Genomic DNA, 14,349 nt, shown 5'->3' with positions numbered 1-14,349 from the left:
TGTATTTGTAGTAGGTTTTACTTGATAAAATAACAAAAAAGCAGTATTTTCAATACCAAATGTTTGCTATTTCAATGGATAATAGGCATGGTTTCGTGTATGATAGAAGGTGGTGAAAAAGAATGAATAAAACGATAAATTATTTTAATACAAGGTCAACCGAAGAAATCGCTCAGTTCCTATTAGGAATGTACTTAGAGCATGAGACCGAAACAGGTATACTGGCAGGATATATCGTTGATACAGAAGCCTATTTAGGTCCTGAAGACGAAGCAGCTCATAGTTTTGGATTGCGAAATACGCCAAGGCTAAAAGCGATGTATGAAAAACCTGGAACCATTTATCTATATACGATGCATACACACTTGATATTAAACATGGTGACACAAGAAAAAGGCCAGCCGCAAGGAGTAATGATTCGTGCGATCGAACCTGTTGAAGGCATTAAAGAAATGGAAGAAAATCGTAATGGTCGCAAAGGAATAGAATTATCAAATGGACCAGGAAAGCTGGTAGCCGCTTTAGGAATTGACACAGAGTTGTATGGTCAATCGATTTTTGACAGTAGATTACGCATTGTTCCTGAAAAACGAAAAACACCAACGAAAATCATCTCACTTCCTCGAATTGGAATCCCGAATAAAGGTATCTGGACAGAATTGCCTTTAAGATATGTTGTTTCTGGAAATCCATATATTTCAAAACAAAGAAGAAGTGACATCGATCAAAAAACTTTTGGCTGGAAGGAAGATAATAAATGAAAAAAGCAACAATGTTAACATACTTAGATCAACAAATGACAAAAAAAATTACAGAATACGACGTAGCCCTAGATTGGAATACAAAAAATCATTCAATTGAAGTAGTCTTCCGATTATTCGCTGAAAATATGGCTCATGAACAAATTGATGATGCACAAGGAACCGTTTCAGAAGAAGAGATCATTGAATTTGAAGATGGTATTTTATTTTATAATCCTGAAAAAACATCTGTAGATGAAGAAGAATATTTAGCAGTAATTCCTTATGAAGGGAAAAAAGGAATCAAACAATCTGTATTAGACGGTTTTGTAGACTATTTAAATGAAGTATTGACGGAAGGTCAAAGTGATTTATTAGACTTTTTGACTGATGAAGAACAAGAAGTATTTGAGTTGAAATGGTCAAACGAAGCTTTTGAAGAGGCTACTAAAAAATATCAAACAGCAGATGGCGAAACCTATATCGCTTATCCTAGCTATTAAAAGAGGTGATTAATATGAAGTGGACAGAAGTAAAAGTTGAAACAGCTAGTGAAGCAGTCGAAGCAATTTCGAACATTATGATGGAAGCCGGAGCGAGTGGTGTTGCCATTGAAGATTCCTTAGATGTCGAAAATTTCCAAAGTGATCTTTACGGCGAATTGTTGGATAAAGAACAATTCACTCATATCAAAGATGGCGCGTTAGTGATGGCATATTTTCCTGAAACAACCTTTTTGCCGGAAATTTTGCCATTTATCAAAGAAAGCATCACACGTTTACCAGAATTTGGATTAGCTATTGGAAAAAATGAAGTAAGTGTAAGTGAAGTAGCAGAAAGTGATTGGGCAACGGCGTGGAAAAAATATTATCATCCAGTTCGTGTGACTCGTTTTCTAACAATTGTTCCAAGTTGGGAAAAATATGAAGCGCAAGATACATTTGAAAAAATTATTACGTTAGATCCTGGAATGGCGTTTGGCACAGGAACGCATCCAACTACTCGTTTGACCTTACAAGCGCTGGAGACTGTTTTGCGTGGTGGTGAAACTTTGCTTGATGTGGGAACTGGTTCAGGTGTCTTAAGTATTGCGAGTAGATATTTAGGTGCAAAAGAAGTTTATGCCTATGATTTAGATGAAGTTGCTGTAACTGCAGCTAAAGAAAATATGGATATGAATCCAATTGCTAGCGATGTTCATGTTTCAGCGAATGATTTATTGAAAGGTGTAAGGATTGAGGCAGATGTAATTGTAGCAAATATTTTAGCGGATATCATTACATTGATGATCGAAGATGCTTGGCGTTTACTGAAAGAGGACGGAACGTTGATTGTTTCCGGTATTATTCATGATAAAAAAGCAATGATCCTAGAAAAAATGACAGAAATGGGCTTTCTTGTCGATCAGATTTTCCAACAAGGTGATTGGTATGCAATTATTTTAAAGAAATCAGAGGAAGAGTAAGATGCAACGCTATTTTCTAACTGAACCTTATGAAACAAAAGATCGTTATATGATCACTGGGGAAAACTATCATCATATCGTACGTGTGATGCGAATGGAGCCGTCACAACAAGTGTATCTGGCTTTTAGTGATCGGTTGGCAATCATTGCTGAAATCACCGATATTACAGAAGAGGCTGTTTATTTAAAAGAAATCAGTAAAGAACAAGCTGAAAAAGAGCTGCCAGTCAATGTAACGATTGCTTGCGGTTATCCAAAAGGTGATAAACTGGAATGGGTTGTTCAAAAAGGAACAGAACTTGGCAGCCATAAATTTATTGGATTTCCAGCTAAAACATCTGTTGTAAAATGGGATTACAAAAAGTTAGGTAAAAAAACAGATCGTTTGAAAAAAATTGCTACAGAAGCAGCTGAGCAATCTCATCGACAGTTTGCGCCAGATATTTTATTATTGGAAACAGAGCAAGCATTGATCGACTTTTTTTCTAGTTATGACAAAGTATTGATTGCTTATGAAGAGTCTGCGAAAGTTGGGGAACGCAGTCGCTTTGCAACCGTACTTTCGGAACTAGCTATTGGGGGCTCGCTTCTGGTTGTTTTTGGTCCGGAAGGTGGATTTTCACCAGCTGAAATAGATGTATTCCAAGAAAACGGCGCTATTCTTTGTGGTCTGGGACCACGTATTTTACGAGCAGAGACGGCACCGTTATATGTGTTGAGTGCCATTAGTTATCAATTTGAATTAGTGTAAGTTATAGGGGGCTATTTATGGAGTTAAAGTTGCAAAAACTTTCAATTATGTTGTTGGATCCATCGTTTACAGATCAACAGTTCACAGAGGAAATCCTTTTTTTAAAAGAATTCCCAGTTCGTTCGATTTTTGTTTTACCATATAATGTTGCAAGAGCAAAACAATTATTAACAGGGACGATGATTCAAGTAGGCAGTTTCGTTGATTTTCCGTTAGGGGGCGGAACTTTAGCAAAAAAAGCGTTTGAAACAGGACAATTGTATAGAGACGGTGCAGCGGATGTTTTTGTGACTATGGCGCCTGAACAGTTGAATATTCATGGAAATCACAGTTATCAAGCTTTAGAACAGTTATCATTTGGTCGTAATCCTTTAGGTTTTTTTATAGATAGCAGCAAATTAACGAATTATCAAAAACAAGTGTTAACGATGGATATTGCAGAGTTAAATGTTAACGCCATTTCTTTAGGGGTGAATTTAACGATGGAACAAGCCATTTACGATATGAGTATTTTTCGAACAGGAAAAAGACAACAAACAAATTTTCAAGTAAATGTAAAAGCACCAACCTTACTTGAGATCGAACTTCTTTTTCAAGCGGGCGTCTCTCAAATCGGGATTAGCAATGGTCGGGAGATTTTGCCATTGATTTCAAAGTGGAATTAAAACGCGAGGAATTGAAAATCAAGAAAAATGTTAGTATAATAAAAGATGTTGGAAGTGCTACTGTTTCAAGTGGTGCTTTTCTTTTTTTAAAGGAATATAAATAAGTGATATAGTTTATGTTCGTCTAATTAAATACAGTTACTAGAATTACTTTATACATAAATCTCTATTTTAAATGTTAAGCAACAGAGAAACATTGCTGACTAGGGACAAAGGAGTGATAACAATGCCAAAAGAGGAAATTATGACCGGTCCAGGAGTCATTAAACTTGTATCAAAATATATGGCGCCACAACATGTTGCATTTGTTCAAAAAGCGTGCGATTACGCTGAACAAGCCCATGTTGGTCAAGTCAGAAAATCCGGAGAGCCTTATTTTATTCATCCGATTCAAGTTGCCGGAATTTTAGCTGAACTACGGATGGATCCACATACAGTTGCAACAGGGTTTCTGCACGATGTAGTAGAAGATACAGATGTCACGTTGGAAGATCTGAAGAATGAGTTTGGAGCAGATGTTGCCATGTTAGTTGATGGTGTGACTAAGCTTGGAAAAATAAAATATAAATCTCATGAAGAACAATTAGCTGAAAATCATCGGAAAATGTTACTGGCAATGGCTCAAGATTTACGCGTGATCATGGTGAAATTAGCTGACCGCTTGCATAATATGCGGACACTAAAACATTTACGTGAAGATAAACAGCGTAGGATTGCACAAGAAACAATTGAAATCTATGCACCGCTTGCCCATCGCTTAGGGATCAGCCGTATCAAGTGGGAGTTGGAAGATACAGCGTTACGCTATATCAACCCAAACCAATATTATCGAATCGTGAATCTGATGCAAAGTAAAAGAGATGAACGTGAAGCCTACGTTGAAGAAGCCGTAGAAGATATTCGTTTAGCAACGGAAGATTTAGATATTTATGCTGAAATTTATGGACGTCCAAAACACATTTACTCTATCTACCGAAAAATGAAAGACCAAAAAAAGCAATTCAATGAAATTTACGACTTACTGGCAATTCGGGTTATCGTAGATTCAATCAAAGATTGTTATGCGGTTTTAGGTGCAATTCATACAAAATGGACGCCTATGCCAGGTCGTTTCAAAGATTATATTGCTATGCCTAAAGCAAATATGTATCAGTCCATCCATACAACAGTCATTGGACCAAAAGGCAACCCAGTTGAAGTGCAGATCAGAACGCACGAAATGCATCAAATCGCTGAATTCGGGGTGGCCGCTCACTGGGCCTATAAAGAAGGCAAGACTGAAAAAGTGGATGAAGATACGGATACCAAACAATTAAGTTGGTTCCGTGAAATTCTTGAGTTGCAAGATGAAAGTTATGACGCCTCTGAGTTTATGGAAAGTGTTAAAGGCGACATTTTCAGTGATAAAGTTTATGTTTTTACGCCTACTGGTGAAGTAACTGAATTACCAAAAGGCTCTGGTCCGCTAGATTTTGCTTACAGTGTGCATACCGAAATCGGTAATAAAACAACTGGTGCTAAAGTGAATGGAAAAATGGTTCAATTAGATTACACATTGAAAAATGGTGACATCATTGAAGTGTTAACCTCACCAAATTCCTTTGGGCCAAGCCGAGACTGGCTAAAAATGGTTGCAACGAGTAAAGCTAGAAATAAAATCAAACGATTCTTTAAAGTCCAAGATCGTGAAGTTAATATTATCAAAGGTCATGATGGAATCAGTAAATATTTGATTGAACATGGTTTTGCGCCGAAAGAGTTTTTAGGTAAAGCTAAGATGGCGGAAGCCTTGGAGCGTTTTAATTTTCAAACAGAAGATGATTTATTTGCTGCTGTAGGTTATGGCGAAATCAGTGCTCAAGTAGTCTTCAATCGGTTAACTGAAAAAGAACGTAAAGAACAAGAGATGGAGCGTCAAAAACAAGAAGCTGAAGAATTGATGACACAACCTGTCAAAAAAGAATCAGACAAAATGAAGGTTCGTCATGAAGGCGGCATTGTGATCCAAGGCGTTGAGAACTTACTTGTTCGAATCAGCCGTTGTTGTAATCCTGTTCCAGGAGATGAAATTGTCGGCTACATTACTAAAGGTCGTGGTGTTTCGATCCATCGAGCAGATTGTCCTAATGTGCAGCATCAGGAAGAACTTGCTCAGCGTTTAATTGAAGTTGAATGGGAAGATACCGATAATCTTAATAAAGAATATGATGCAGATTTAGAAATTTATGGTTATAATCGCAGCGGCTTGCTGAATGATGTACTGCAAGTCATCAGTTCAATGACTAAAAATCTAGTCAGCGTGGAAGCCAAACCAACGAAAAATAAAATGGCGATGATCCATGTTACTGTAAAAATTCAAAATTTGGCACATTTAAAAACAATCGTAGATAAAATCAAAAATATACCGGATGTCTACAATGTCCGTCGTACTAACGGCTAGGAGGAATAAATATGAGAGCAGTCATCCAGCGAGTGAGTCAAGCGGAAGTTGTGATCGACCAAAAAAGTGTTGGTAAAATTGAACAAGGTTTCATGATTTTACTAGGAATCCATGAAGCAGATACAACGGAAGATGTTGCTTATTTAGTTCGTAAAATTAGTAAACTTCGGGTATTTGAAGATGATGGTGGCAAGATGAATTTAAGCATTCAAGAGATCCAAGGGAGTATTTTAAGTGTCTCTCAATTTACCTTATATGCAGATACTAAGAAGGGGAACCGCCCAAGTTTTATTGAAGCGGCTCGACCAGAAGCAGCAATTCCTTTATATGAAGCATTCAATCAGCAATTGAAAGAGCTAGATATACCTGTGGAAACAGGAGAATTTGGTGCAGATATGGCTGTCTCATTGATCAATGACGGTCCAGTAACGATTATTATTGATACAAAAGATAAATAATTAGGATGAGACAAAAAGCGTTTAACTCCGAGAAATAAGCCGAAGGAGTTGCCTTTTTCTCACCGTTTATTCTGATTTAGAGCCCGGAACAAAACTGATTTTAGTTTTGTTCCGGGCTCTTAACAACTTGTTGAAAAAAGACATATAAACAATCAATGCTTGGTATAATAAATACAAAGGAATCTTGAAATAAAAAATAAAGAGAGTATTGAGGTGTAAAATGGAAAAATACAAAGAGCAATTATTACCAAAGTTAGAAAAACTGCCTGTACCAGACTTACAAGAAACCATAACTTCATTAAGTCAATGGCTAGAACCTTTGATTACAAACGAGCAATTACTCGACTTTCAAAAGAGTGCTATGGATTTTAGCAGCTCTGATGGTCTATTGTTGCAAAAAGATTTAATTAATTACGCAGAAAAAACAGCTGGAAGCTGGTTAGCACCATTTTGGGAAGAAAGTTATCTAGAAAGCCGAGGGCATTTACAAAGTGAGTCGAACTTCGCTTTGGTAATTGATCCAACTTACTATGAGCAATTACAATCGAAAGAAGTTAAAGCTGCTCAGTTGATCTATCAGTTAACAAAAATTTATCTAAGTCTAACTGACGGAACATACCCAATCGACTATACTAAAAATAATCAACATTTGGATATGTCATTTTATGTAAATTTTTTCAAAAGCTGTAGAATTCCTGGGAGCAAAATCGACTCTTTTTACAGAGGAAACGAGCAAAAAGAAGATAATTATGTGGTCATTTTTGCAAGCGGTACATATTTTCGTTTAAATGTGACTGATGTTTCAGGAGAGATTTATTCTATGGAACAATTAGTGGAGAATATGCATTATATTTTATCGTTGGAACATTCGTCAGAGCAAAAAGAAGAGTTGATTCCTTATTTGACGAGCATAAAAAGAGAGCAGTCAGCCCTAATTTATGAACAATTAAAATTAAATGAAACTAACCAGAATAATCTAAAACAGATCGAAGAAGCATTATTTATTTTAAGCTTTTCGCCAGGCAATGATCATACTGAAAGTGAACGGATCAATGATATTTTATTGAATACAAGCCATCAATTTTTAGCTAAAACAACACAGGCAATAATCACTAAACATGGCTATATTGGCTTCAATATGGAGCATACAGCGATCGATGGTGTCCCAACATTGAATATGTTAACTAAAGCATTTGAATCCTTCAACGAGAAACCTCAAGTACTTAGTGGAAAAAGTTCTTCTTCCTTAGTGCAAAAATTTGAGTGGGTGCTATCAAATGAATTGATTTGTACTTTAGAAAAGGCTAAAAAGTATGCAGAACTAGAAAATGCATCTTATGTCATCAAGTATCAATTGATTTCTGAAATTGGCAAAGAACGAATGAAAAAAGCCAAAGTCAGTCCAGATGCATTCTTCCATATTGCCTTGGCAATGGCACAGCAAAAGGTGTTTGGGACGCTAAAATCAGTGTATGAGCCAGTTGCTATGCGGATGTTTTATGAAGGTCGGACAGAATGTGCTCGCTCGATCAGTCAAGAGAAAAAAGATTTTGTAACTGCTTTTTATAAAGCTGATGGAGTAGATTCTACAGAAGAAGTATTGGCATTATTTCTAAAAGCAGCGACAGCTCATTCAAAACGAATCAATCAATGTCAACGTGGTCAAGGAATAGAACGACATCTTTTTGGACTTCAAAAAATGACACCTAACTCAGCGAATGAAACGACTTTCTTCTCATCAGAAGCGCTTAAAATATTAGGGGATGATTTTATTTCAACAACAGGCATTCCTTATGACTTATTAGAATCATTTAGTTTTGGTCCAGTCAATAAAGCTGGATTTGGTATTTATTACGGTATTCTTGATGATAAAGTGATAGTGACTGTTTCAGCAAAAAAATCCAATGAAAATAATGCCACACAAATGCTTGAAGCAATCCAAGAGGCGCTACTTTCTTTAACAACTCTGTTAGATATTTAAGCTAAAACAAATGAGATACTGCAGGTAATGAACAGGAGCAATCTGGCTGCCTATTTGTTACCTGTGTTTTTTTTGGATTTCTATTGTTTTTTTTCATCTGTTAGTATAAAATAGCTTGATTAAATCGTAATCATTACGTTTCGTGTGGCGTAAAACAGAAAGGAGAAAGTAGATACTGTTGGGTTTAGTCAATAAAAATAGAAATCGAGGGCTAAATATGGAAAAGAAAAATAAAACATTGTTAAAAAAAATTGGGGTTCTTTTATTGGGACTATTAGTCGTTAGTGGCTGTACAAAAACAAATAACATAAAAACAGCTGAAACAAAAGCAACAACTAGTCAAACGTCAAAAGAAAAACATACCCATAATCATAAGCACACTCATAGTCAAGATGGAGAGTTTAATGATGAAGAAGTTCAAGATAGAACTTTGAACGATTGGGCAGGTGACTGGCAATCAGTTTATCCATATTTGCTTGACGGAACCTTAGATGAAGTTCTTGAACATAAGGCAAACGAAAAAAAAGATAAAACGTTTGATGAGTATAAAGACTATTATACGACTGGTTATAAAACAGATACGGATCGCATCGTTATCAAAGAGAATACAGTCGAATTTTTCAAAGGCGATACTTCGCAAAAAGCAGAGTACCAATACGAGGGTTATAGAATTTTGACCTATGAATCTGGAAAAAGAGGGGTGCGTTACTTATTTCGCTCACTTGACGAAAATAGCGCTGCACCAAAGCACATTCAATTTAGCGATCATAATATAAAAGCAACGAAAGCTGAACATTTTCATTTGTATTTTGGTGACAATAGTCAAGAAGACCTCTTGAAAGAATTAGAAAACTGGCCAACCTATTATAAGGCTGATTTATCTGGATCTGATATTGTTCATGATATGCTTTATCATCATTAAAAAGATGAGCCTATGACAAAACTAATTTTTAGTTTTTGCCATAGGCTCTAATTTTGAATAAACGAAGGGAAAATCAATTTACACGGGTTGCCTTTTTCAATGATAGAATTAAAATACTCACCTTAAAAATCAGCATTTTGTAACAAAATAACGTAAAAAGCAGAAAGCTAAAGGCTTTTGCGGTTCTATAGTATAATAATTGTAACTGAGCGTATCAGGGAAAAAATGGATCAAAGGTGGGAGTAAATTTGGGAAAGATTAGAATCAATAACATGAAATTTTACACTAAAAATGGTGTATTACCGCAAGAACGTATTTTAGGTCAGCAGTTGGAAGTGGATGTCGAGTTAAGATTGCCATTAGATCAAGCTGGTAAAACAGATGATGTAAATGACACCGTTAGTTATGCTGAAGTGAATGATCAAATTGCACAACGACTGGCTAATCATTCATATAACTTGATCGAAGCTGTAGCTTCAGCTATTTTAGACGATATTGAAGCGGAACATGGTAAAAAATTAGACAGTGCTCTAATCCGTATTAGAAAATATAGCGTACCTATGCCTGGTGTGTTTGATAACATTGAAATCGAAATGGAAAGAGAATTCGTATGAGGATTGCTTATTTAGCTTTGGGCAGTAATTTAGGTGATCGCTTGGAAACGTTACATAAAGCGGTTGAATTATTGAATCAAGAAAAAGATATTCAAGTGTTAAAAAAATCAAAATTATATGAAACGTTACCCTATGGCGATGTTCCGCAAGAGAATTATTATAATGCAGTGATTCAAATCAAAACAACTTGTGAACCAATCCAACTATTGGAAAAAACACAAGCGATTGAAAAAATCTTGGGTAGAGAACGGTTGATTCATTGGGGACCACGGACATTAGATATCGATATCTTATTGATGGATGATAAAAAAGTAACAACTGAACGTTTAGTTGTGCCTCATCAAGAGATGCTGAAACGGTCATTTGTACTGATTCCATTAAAAGATGTCTATCCGGAGAATGTTTTTTGTGGGAAGTCGTTTGATGAGTGGATAGAAGCTACAGGGAATCAATCAGAAGTTTGGATCAGCAAAGAAAGTTGGTAAGAAGATGAATGATGAACAACAAGTGATGATCGAACAAGCAGTCAAACAAATTTTAACAGCGATTGGGGAAGACCCTGAGCGAGTGGGTGTCAAAGATACACCGACACGTGTAGCAAAGATGTATAAGGAAGTCTTTTCTTCTTTAACAGCACCAGAATTTAATGATTATGCGTTATTTGATAGTTTGAACGAAGATGATATGGTGTTAGTCAAAGATATTCAATTTTATTCTATGTGTGAACATCATTTACTGCCATTTTACGGAAAAGCTCATATTGCTTATGTGCCTGATGAAAACAAAGTTTTAGGGTTGAGCAAGTTGCCGCGTTTAGTAGAATACTGTGCAAAACGACCTAGCGTACAAGAAGATTTAACGATTATGATTGCAAACAAACTTGTAGAGCATGTGCCGGTTAAAGGTGTTGCGGTATCGATTGAAGCTGAGCATATGTGTATGACGATGCGTGGAGTCAAATCACCAAATAGTGTAACCAAGACGTTTCATTATCAAGGAGTGTTTAAAAACGACCACGACCGAAAAGACGACTTTTTAAGAGCAATCGAGGCATAAGGAATGAGCAAAATGACAATGATTGTCGGTACAAATAATCAAGGGAAACTACAGGAGATACAATCTGCCTATCCTGTTGATCAGGTTAGTTTTTTTCCATACACGGACTTTACCCAAAAGACTTGTGAGGTCGCAGAAACTGGTCAAACCTATACAGAAAATGCCTTGATCAAGGCACAGTTTTATGCAAAAATAATCGGTCAACCTGTTTTGGCTGACGATGGCGGGTTAGAAATTGAGGCTTTTCCAGAGATTCTAGGAGTTCAAACTGCTCGTTTTTTTAAATCAAATATGACAGCCTCTGAAAAAAATCAACAGTTGCTTCGGTTATTTGAATCGCAAGAAGCATTATCTCGAAAAATCACACTGCATGCTGTATTAGCCTATGCTTGGCCAAATGGTGAATGTCTTATTTCTGCTCAAGAACTTCATGGCGAATTAACAAGAAAAGAAATCGGAACACTAGGCTATGGCTTTGATAAGATTTTTTATTTGCCTGAAAAACAAAAAACACTTGCACAGCTGCCAACTATTCAACGAAATCTGTTAAGTCCTAGAGTGACAGCACTGAAAGAATTGATTGAAAAGATAAAGGAGCAACAGTGATGAAAGAAAAGGACTATTTTAAGAAAACTAAAACGCAAATCATGGGTATCTTGAATGTGACGCCAGATTCTTTTTCAGACGGCGGACAATATAACGATCTAGACAAAGCCTTAATCCAATGTGAAGTGATGTTAGCTGCTGATGTTGACATAATCGATATCGGCGGGCAATCAACACGACCTCATTATCAGGAAATTTCAGCAGCAGAAGAAAAAGCTAGAATCTTACCGATTGTGCAGGCTGTTAGAAAAAGAACGGACAAGCCGATTTCCATCGATACATATTTTCCTGAAGTTGCTGATGCGGCTTTAGCAGCAGGCGCTACGATCATCAATGATATCAAAGGATTGGATACAAATGGTATGGTTGAAATTGCTCAAAAGTATCCTGAGTGTGGCCTGATAATCATGCATTCTCGTCCTAGAAAGAGAGAATTGACTGTAGTCGAAGATATCCAACAATTTTATGAAGAAAAATTAGCGCTTTGTCAAAGACATGAGATTGCTCCAAATCGAATTTGCTTTGATCCAGGGATCGGTTTTGGTAAAACACAGGAAGAAAATATTGAAATCCTCAAACATCCTGAGTCCTTTCGCTATAAGAATTTTCCGTTATTATATGGCGTATCGAGAAAAAGAACGATTGCTGCAATGACAAAAGAAGCGGATCCTTCCGCTCGTGATTTTGGTTCAATAACAGCTTCGTTGTTTGCAGCGAACCAAGGCGTAGAAATCGTCCGTGTTCATCAGGTTAAAGGTATGCGTGATGCGTTAAATGTTTGGCAGACGTTGAGCAGTAAAAACTAACGGCATCCTTTGATCAGCCTAAACATTATGAAACCTTCTAAAATTCTGCTTGACTTTACTTACAATCTCTAGTAATTTATAGATACTATAGAAAAATCAATGAAGGAACGAGTAGATTTTAAACTGATCGTATAAGAGAGAGTTGTCCTGGCTGAAAACAACTCCATTAGAAAAATCGAAAGACATTCTGGAGATGAACGGAGGAAAAGCCGTTCCGTTACGAGCGTTAATCGTTGGAGGAAAGAGCAATCTTTCGAACTTAGGTGGTACCGCGTGTGTCTATTCACTCGCCCTTGTATTTATACAAGGGCGAGTTTTTTTGTTCATCATCCTACCATCGTAGACGATGAACAAAACTTGACGAGCGAAGTGAGAGAAGTTACCGTACTAGGAATCACCCAACACTATGATCCTAATCAAATAGTGCTGATCAGCGAATGAAAAGTACGATCTAATCTTACAAGTAGCTATAGAGCTGTTCTAAACCTAACCAATCTTTACTAAAATACAGTACAAACAATGAACTTTAAATAGGAGATGAGAAAATGAGTTATCAAAAACCAAAAGGAACCAATGACTTATTGCCAGGAGTTTCAGAAAAATGGCAGTTTGTGGAAGAAACAGCTCGCTTGATTTTCCGTGATTATCAATATGAAGAAATTCGTACACCCATTTTTGAACACTATGAAGTGATTTCACGCAGTGTAGGTGATACGACTGATATCGTTTCAAAAGAAATGTATGACTTTTATGATAAGGGCAATCGTCATGTAACCTTACGTCCAGAAGGAACAGCGCCAATCGTCCGTTCATTCGTTGAAAATAAATTGTTTGGTCCAGAATTTGCAAAACCATATAAGACTTATTACATGGGACCAATGTTTCGCTACGAACGTCCTCAAGCAGGTCGGTTGAGACAATTCCACCAAATCGGAGCAGAAGCATTTGGTAGTGTGAATCCAGCAGTGGATGTCGAAAGTATGGCCATGGCATTAGACTTTTTCAAACAATTAGGGATCAATCAAATTCGATTAGTCATCAATTCTTTAGGTGATAAAGCAACAAGAGCCGCCTATCGTCAAGCCTTGATCGATTATTTAGAACCGAAATCAGCTGAATTAAGTGAGGATTCAAAACGTCGTTTACATGAAAATCCTTTACGGGTTTTAGATAGTAAAGATAAAAAAGACAAAGCGATTGTGGCTGATGCCCCTTCGATTCTAGATTATTTAAGCGAGTCTTCTAAAGAACATTTTGAAACGGTTCAAACAATGTTGAATGAATTAAACATCCCGTTTGAAGTGGACAGTAATATGGTTCGCGGTTTAGATTATTACACGGATACCATTTTTGAAGTAATGAGTGAAGCGCCTGGTATGGGAGCTCAAGCAACGATTTGTGCCGGCGGTCGTTATGATGGATTAGTGGAAGAACTTGGCGGTCCTGCAACTCCTGGTTTTGGTTTTGCAATGGGAATTGAACGTGTATTGATCACGATGGAAGCTGAAGGCGTGGTTGTTCCAGTAATCAATGAAATCGATGCTTATGTGGTTGGGATAGGTGAACAAACGAATATCGAATCATTAAAACTTGTTCAAGCAATTCGTAACTTTGGTTTTTCAGCGGATCGTGACTTTATGAATCGAAAAGCAAAAGCACAATTTAAAACAGCCGCTAAACTCAATGCTAAGCTTGCCTTGACTTTAGGTGAAACTGAATTGGCGCAAGGCGTTGTAAATGTAAAATCAATGGCTAATCGTAACGAAAAAGCATTTCCACTTTCAGATATTTACGAAAGATTTGATGAAGTCTATGACGAAATGATGACAGTGATGTTTGATTAAT

At 36.7% G+C, this 14,349-nt stretch carries 14 protein-coding genes, 1 pseudogene and 1 other annotated feature; all 15 genes and pseudogenes read left to right on the top strand.

What is annotated here, in order from left to right; translation table 11 throughout:
• The first annotated feature begins 122 nt into the window (after positions 1-122).
• The 15 genes and pseudogenes from JZO69_RS10920 (at position 123) to hisS (ending at position 14,348) form a co-directional block, all read left to right on the top strand.
• Positions 123-861 (top strand): annotated as a pseudogene (locus JZO69_RS10920) (DNA-3-methyladenine glycosylase).
• Positions 758-1,243, top strand: coding sequence for a DUF3013 family protein (locus JZO69_RS10915; RefSeq protein WP_207112904.1), 486 nt, complete (start codon positions 758-760; stop codon positions 1,241-1,243). The pseudogene JZO69_RS10920 and the gene JZO69_RS10915 overlap by 104 nt, the downstream one beginning before the upstream one ends.
• 14 nt (positions 1,244-1,257) lie before the next feature.
• Entirely contained in the window at positions 1,258-2,205 is a 948-nt protein-coding gene (gene prmA / locus JZO69_RS10910) for a 50S ribosomal protein L11 methyltransferase (protein WP_207112903.1), read from the top strand.
• Position 2,206: 1 nt separating this feature from the next.
• The gene (locus JZO69_RS10905; RefSeq protein ID WP_207112902.1) at positions 2,207-2,956 is read left to right on the top strand and encodes a 16S rRNA (uracil(1498)-N(3))-methyltransferase; all 750 of its coding nucleotides are present in this window, start codon (positions 2,207-2,209) and stop codon (positions 2,954-2,956) included.
• Positions 2,957-2,973: 17 nt separating this feature from the next.
• Positions 2,974-3,621 (top strand): deoxyribose-phosphate aldolase, encoded by a 648-nt coding sequence (locus JZO69_RS10900; RefSeq protein ID WP_207112901.1) that lies wholly within the window; start codon positions 2,974-2,976, stop codon positions 3,619-3,621.
• Between the two features lie 226 nt (positions 3,622-3,847).
• Positions 3,848-6,061, top strand: a complete 2,214-nt coding sequence (locus tag JZO69_RS10895; protein ID WP_207112900.1) for a RelA/SpoT family protein — start codon at positions 3,848-3,850, stop codon at positions 6,059-6,061.
• Positions 6,062-6,072: 11 nt separating this feature from the next.
• Complete coding sequence (gene dtd, locus JZO69_RS10890) at positions 6,073-6,519, top strand: D-aminoacyl-tRNA deacylase (protein WP_207112899.1); 447 nt, start codon at positions 6,073-6,075, stop codon at positions 6,517-6,519.
• A gap of 220 nt (positions 6,520-6,739) precedes the next feature.
• The gene (locus JZO69_RS10885) at positions 6,740-8,500 is read left to right on the top strand and encodes a choline/carnitine O-acyltransferase (RefSeq protein WP_207112898.1); all 1,761 of its coding nucleotides are present in this window, start codon (positions 6,740-6,742) and stop codon (positions 8,498-8,500) included.
• 217 nt (positions 8,501-8,717) lie between these two features.
• The gene (locus JZO69_RS10880) at positions 8,718-9,422 is read left to right on the top strand and encodes a metal-binding protein ZinT (protein WP_207112897.1); all 705 of its coding nucleotides are present in this window, start codon (positions 8,718-8,720) and stop codon (positions 9,420-9,422) included.
• 248 nt (positions 9,423-9,670) lie between these two features.
• On the top strand, positions 9,671-10,036 hold the full coding sequence (folB, locus tag JZO69_RS10875; RefSeq protein ID WP_207112896.1) for a dihydroneopterin aldolase: 366 nt from the start codon (positions 9,671-9,673) through the stop codon (positions 10,034-10,036).
• Positions 10,033-10,521, top strand: coding sequence for a 2-amino-4-hydroxy-6-hydroxymethyldihydropteridine diphosphokinase (gene folK / locus JZO69_RS10870; protein ID WP_207112895.1), 489 nt, complete (start codon positions 10,033-10,035; stop codon positions 10,519-10,521). Before folB ends, folK begins: the two co-directional genes overlap by 4 nt.
• A gap of 4 nt (positions 10,522-10,525) precedes the next feature.
• Positions 10,526-11,092 carry a GTP cyclohydrolase I FolE gene (gene folE, locus JZO69_RS10865; RefSeq protein ID WP_207112894.1) on the top strand — a complete coding sequence of 189 codons (567 nt, stop codon included), beginning with the start codon at positions 10,526-10,528 and terminating at the stop codon, positions 11,090-11,092.
• 3 nt (positions 11,093-11,095) lie between these two features.
• Positions 11,096-11,698, top strand: a complete 603-nt coding sequence (locus tag JZO69_RS10860; RefSeq protein WP_242586735.1) for a non-canonical purine NTP pyrophosphatase — start codon at positions 11,096-11,098, stop codon at positions 11,696-11,698.
• A complete protein-coding gene (gene folP / locus JZO69_RS10855; protein WP_207112893.1) occupies positions 11,698-12,504 on the top strand; it encodes a dihydropteroate synthase in 807 nt (268 codons plus the stop codon). Before JZO69_RS10860 ends, folP begins: the two co-directional genes overlap by 1 nt.
• 90 nt (positions 12,505-12,594) lie before the next feature.
• Positions 12,595-12,802: a binding site (T-box leader), on the top strand.
• 247 nt (positions 12,803-13,049) lie between these two features.
• Positions 13,050-14,348 carry a histidine--tRNA ligase gene (hisS, locus tag JZO69_RS10850; RefSeq protein ID WP_207112892.1) on the top strand — a complete coding sequence of 433 codons (1,299 nt, stop codon included), beginning with the start codon at positions 13,050-13,052 and terminating at the stop codon, positions 14,346-14,348.
• Position 14,349 lies beyond the last annotated feature (1 nt).

It is taken from the genome of Candidatus Enterococcus ikei, from assembly GCF_017316105.1.
Classification (GTDB): Bacteria; Bacillota; Bacilli; order Lactobacillales; family Enterococcaceae; genus Enterococcus_L; species Enterococcus_L ikei.
This window is presented reverse-complemented; position numbering and strand designations above follow the sequence as displayed.